Raw genomic sequence first — 4141 nt, forward strand, 5'->3', positions numbered from 1 at the left:
GAGGGAAAACGCCCGCCACGAAAGGCCGGGGGCGATCTGAATGTTACTTGCGGCGCGAAAGCACGGGCAAGTATGCTGGACACCGGTGGATCCCCGCCTCTGGCGGGCATTCAGACTAACGCATGCATTACCCGGAATCGCCTTGACCGACACCACCCCGCGCCCAGCGCCGAGCGAAAACCACCTCCTGATCAACGCCTATACGACGCATCCGGAGTCCCCCCTGTTGTCCGTCACCCGCCGCATCGCCGACAGCGGGTGCAATCTGGTGGATGCACGTCTGGCCACCGTGGGCCGCGATGTCTCGGTGACCGCACTGGCCACCGGCTCCTGGGATTCGGTCGCCAAGCTGGAAGCGATGCTGACCCGGCTCGAGCGCGAGGAAGGCCTGAAACTGGTCTGGTATCGCACCGAAGCCAAGCAGGCGCAGTCCAACCTGCTGCCGTACATCGTCGAGGTGATCGCCGCCGACAAGCCGGGCATCCTGTTCCAGCTGGCCGATTTCTTTGATCGCCAGGGCATCACCATCGAGACCCTGCAGAGCACGCGCTACCGCGCCATGCAGACCGGCGCGGAAATGTTCAGCGCACAGGTCACCATCGGCGTGCCGGCCAACATGCACATCGCTGCCCTGCGCGACGATTTCCTCGAGTTCTGCGACCACTTGAACCTGGACGCGATCATGGACCCGATGAAGTTCTGATTGAAACCCTGAATTTTTCGCGCGCTCCTCACGGGCGCGTGGCGTTTCATGCAATTGTCGTAGAAAGAACCCAGGCTCGACAGAAGGACCTCATGAACAACGGCGATACCCTGGACAGCACCACCCTCTCCCTGCCGCTGGCGCTGTCCGGCGGCGCCCAGGCCACCCTCGGCGATTACGCCGGCCAGTGGCTGGTGCTGTACTTCTACCCCAAGGACAGCACCCCGGGCTGCACCACCGAGGGCATCGACTTCAACGCACTGCTGCCCGACTTCAGGAAGGCGGGTGCGGTCGTGCTTGGCGTCTCCCGCGACTCGGTGAAGTCCCACGACAACTTCTGTGCCAAGCAGGGCTTCGCGTTCCCGCTGGTCAGTGATGCCGACGAAGCGCTGTGCACCGCCTTCGACGTCATCAAGATGAAGAACATGTACGGCAAACAGGTACGTGGCATCGAGCGCAGCACCTTCCTGATTTCCCCCGACAGCCGCATCGTGCAGTCATGGCGCAAGGTCAAGGTCGCCGGCCATGCCGACGCCGTGCTTGCCGAACTGAAGGCCCATCCCTCCAAGTGAGTCCCATCGCCCACTTTGTCCGCCACCACCCTGCCCTGCAGCAGGTCGTGGTGGTTTTTCCCTGTCCGTAACCAGGAACCGATGATGACCCGAGGCAAGCGCATCTACGTGCTGGATACCAACGTGCTGATGCACGATCCCACCGCGCTGTTCAAATTCGAGGAGCACGATGTCTACCTGCCCATGCAGGTGATCGAGGAGCTGGACAACGGCAAGAAGGGCATGACCGAAGCGAGCCGCAATGCGCGCCAGGTCAGCCGCTTCCTCAACGAGCTGGTGCAGGCTTCGGGCCTGGACAACCTGGCCGAGGGCATTCCGCTGCAGCGGCCGCAGGGCCTGCAGCTGCGCGGCAAGCAGAGCGTTGGCCTGCTGCGCTTCCAGACCAGCCATTTCGATGCGGGCAAGAGTTTTGGCAAGGTCATCCCGGACAACGCCATCCTCGGCGCGATCCTGGCGCTGAAGGAAGAAACGCCGGAAATTCCGGTGGTGTTCGTCTCCAAGGACATCAACCTGCGGATCAAGGCGGCCATCGCCGGCATCGTTTCGGAAGACTACGAGAACGACCGTGCACTGGACGATTTCAGCCTGCTCTACACCGGCGCCACCGAGCTGCCGGAAGATTTCTGGAAGCGCCACGGCGACGATCTGCGCAGCTGGAGTGACAAGGGCCGCACCCACTACGAAGTCCTCGCCCAGGACGGCGAAGAGTGGTACCCGAACCAGTACGTCTACCTGCCGGGCGAAGACGAAGTCGAACTGCGTGTCAGCAAGATCGTCGGCGATGGCAAGGTGGTGCTGTCCCTTGTCGATGACTTCCGCCACGGCAGCCATGCCGTGTGGGGCATCAGCGCGCGCAACCGCGAGCAGAACTTCGCGCTCAACGCATTGATGGACCCGGAAATCGACTTCGTCACCCTGCTCGGCACCGCCGGCACCGGCAAGACCCTGCTGGCGCTGGCCGCCGGCCTGGCGCAGACGATGGACCAGCAGCGCTACCGCGAGATCATCATGACCCGCGCCACGGTCAGCGTCGGCGAGGACATCGGCTTCCTGCCCGGCACCGAGGAAGAGAAGATGACGCCGTGGATGGGCGCGTTGACCGACAACCTGGAAGTGCTGACGCACAACCAGGAAGGCGGCACCTGGGGCCGCCAGGCGACCAACGACCTGCTCGCCAGCCGCATCAAGATCCGTTCGATGAACTTCATGCGCGGCCGTACGTTCCTGTCGCGTTACCTGATCCTGGACGAGGCGCAGAACCTGACGCCCAAGCAGATGAAGACGTTGATCACCCGTGCCGGCCCCGGCACCAAGATCGTCTGCCTGGGAAATGTCGAACAGATCGATACCCCGTACCTGACCGAGACCACGTCGGGCCTGACCTATGCGGTGGACCGCTTCAAGAACTGGCCGCACAGCGCGCACATCACCCTGCGTCGCGGTGAACGCTCGCGGCTGGCCGATTACGCGTCGGAGGTGTTGTGAACCGTTGCACCCGTCTGCTGCTGCCATCGATGGCGGTCGCCATCACCACGCTGCTCGGTGCCTGCGCGACCACGCAGGGACCGGCCAGCGTGCCGACCACCGAACGCAGTGGCCAGTCCTGGGTGGTCACCCGCCCGATCATCGCCGCGCAGGTGCTCGACACCTGCTCGCGACCCAGCCCCGGCCGCGAGGCCGGGCGGGTCAGCGGCTACTGGGCACCGAGCCGGCAGCAGGTGGACCAGCTGGAAGCGAAGCTGGCATCGCTGGAAACGCAGGTGCCGCATGTCATGGATTTCGATCGCCAGTACGTGGGCATCGAACTGGACGGAAAGCAGGTGATCTACATCAACGCGTTCCACCTGCCTGAAGACAACAGTCTGCGACCCGCCCGCGAAGCGGTGCGGGTCTGCGATGGTGGCGCGCAGTTCTGGGGCGCGGTCTTCGATCCGGCCAGCGGCACCTTCAACGAGCTGCAGTTCAACGGCGGCTTCGGCGGGCCCTGAGGGCCTGCCATGGGAATCCGCCTGCCCACCTGGGTCTGGATCGGCGCGGTCGCGCTGTCGTGCGTGGCCGGCATGGTCAATGTGGTCGGCTTCCTGGGTTTTGAACACCAGGCGGTCAGCCACATGACCGGCAGCACCAGCCAGCTCGGTATGGCGTTGGCGCAGGGTGATTGGCGCGAGGTCGGTCACCTGTGGGGTCTGCTGATCGCGTTTTCACTGGGCGCGATGGTCAGCGGACTGCTGATCCAGGACAGCGCACTGCAGCTGGGCCGCCGCTACGGCGTAGCGCTGGCGCTGGAGTCGCTGTTGCTGCTGGCGGCCATTCCGCTGTTCAAGCAGCATCAGATCTGGGGCGCACTGGCGGCCGCGATGGCCTGCGGACTGCAGAACGCGATGGCCACTACCTTCAGTGGTGCCGTCGTACGCACCACCCATCTCAGCGGCATGTTCACCGACCTTGGCATCGGCCTCGGCCACCTGCTGCGCGGACTGCCGCTGCAGATACGACGCCTGACCCTGAGCGGCCTGATCATCAGCGGCTTCCTCGCGGGCGGCGTCATCGGCGCCTGGCTGTTCGTGCGCTGGCAGTACGACGCCCTGCTCGCCCCTGCCCTGCTGACCGGACTGACCGGCCTGGGCTATGTGTTCTACCAGCAGTGGGCACGCTGGCGGCACTGAGCATGGCGTCACCCACGCATGGCATGGATCTACGTTGTCCATCCGATCATTTCCGCGATATCCACGCATGGCGTGGATCTACTGACCGTCATCGGGACGCTGTCGAAGGCGGGGCGGTGTCGGATTGCGGGGTGTCCGCGCCATGGATGGCGCGGCCAAGCCTACAAGGACGTACTTGCGGCGTCCCCGCAATCCGACAC

Annotated in this window: 6 protein-coding genes; all 6 read left to right on the plus strand. The window is 64.5% G+C overall.

Annotation, left to right across the window (positions count from 1 at the left end):
- Positions 1-142: 142 nt before the first annotated feature.
- Positions 143-703, plus strand: coding sequence for a glycine cleavage system protein R (locus DBR20_RS16775; RefSeq protein ID WP_025879444.1), 561 nt, complete (start codon positions 143-145; stop codon positions 701-703).
- Between the two features lie 92 nt (positions 704-795).
- Positions 796-1275 (plus strand): peroxiredoxin, encoded by a 480-nt coding sequence (locus DBR20_RS16780; RefSeq protein WP_089240319.1) that lies wholly within the window; start codon positions 796-798, stop codon positions 1273-1275.
- Positions 1276-1359: 84 nt separating this feature from the next.
- Positions 1360-2760 (plus strand): PhoH family protein, encoded by a 1401-nt coding sequence (locus DBR20_RS16785; protein ID WP_089240317.1) that lies wholly within the window; start codon positions 1360-1362, stop codon positions 2758-2760.
- Positions 2757-3263 carry a hypothetical protein gene (locus DBR20_RS16790; RefSeq protein ID WP_108267076.1) on the plus strand — a complete coding sequence of 169 codons (507 nt, stop codon included), beginning with the start codon at positions 2757-2759 and terminating at the stop codon, positions 3261-3263. Before DBR20_RS16785 ends, DBR20_RS16790 begins: the two co-directional genes overlap by 4 nt.
- 9 nt (positions 3264-3272) lie before the next feature.
- Positions 3273-3941: a YoaK family protein gene (locus DBR20_RS16795; protein WP_108267078.1), complete on the plus strand. Its 669-nt coding sequence runs from the start codon at positions 3273-3275 to the stop codon at positions 3939-3941.
- An 18-nt stretch (positions 3942-3959) separates the two neighbouring features.
- Positions 3960-4141 (plus strand): hypothetical protein (locus DBR20_RS22385; protein ID WP_219927825.1); only part of this gene is annotated, 182 nt, incomplete at its 3' end.

The organism is Stenotrophomonas sp. HMWF023, assembly GCF_003060985.1.
Taxonomy (GTDB): Bacteria; Pseudomonadota; Gammaproteobacteria; order Xanthomonadales; family Xanthomonadaceae; genus Stenotrophomonas; species Stenotrophomonas lactitubi.

Excerpts from the sequence above, each read along its gene's own strand:
- DBR20_RS16785 (WP_089240317.1), top strand. The coding sequence starts at position 1,360 with ATGACCCGAGGCAAGCGCATCTACGTGCTGGATACCAACGTGCTGATG.
- DBR20_RS16780 (WP_089240319.1), top strand. The coding sequence starts at position 796 with ATGAACAACGGCGATACCCTGGACAGCACCACCCTCTCCCTGCCGCTG.
- DBR20_RS16795 (WP_108267078.1), top strand. The coding sequence starts at position 3,273 with ATGGGAATCCGCCTGCCCACCTGGGTCTGGATCGGCGCGGTCGCGCTG.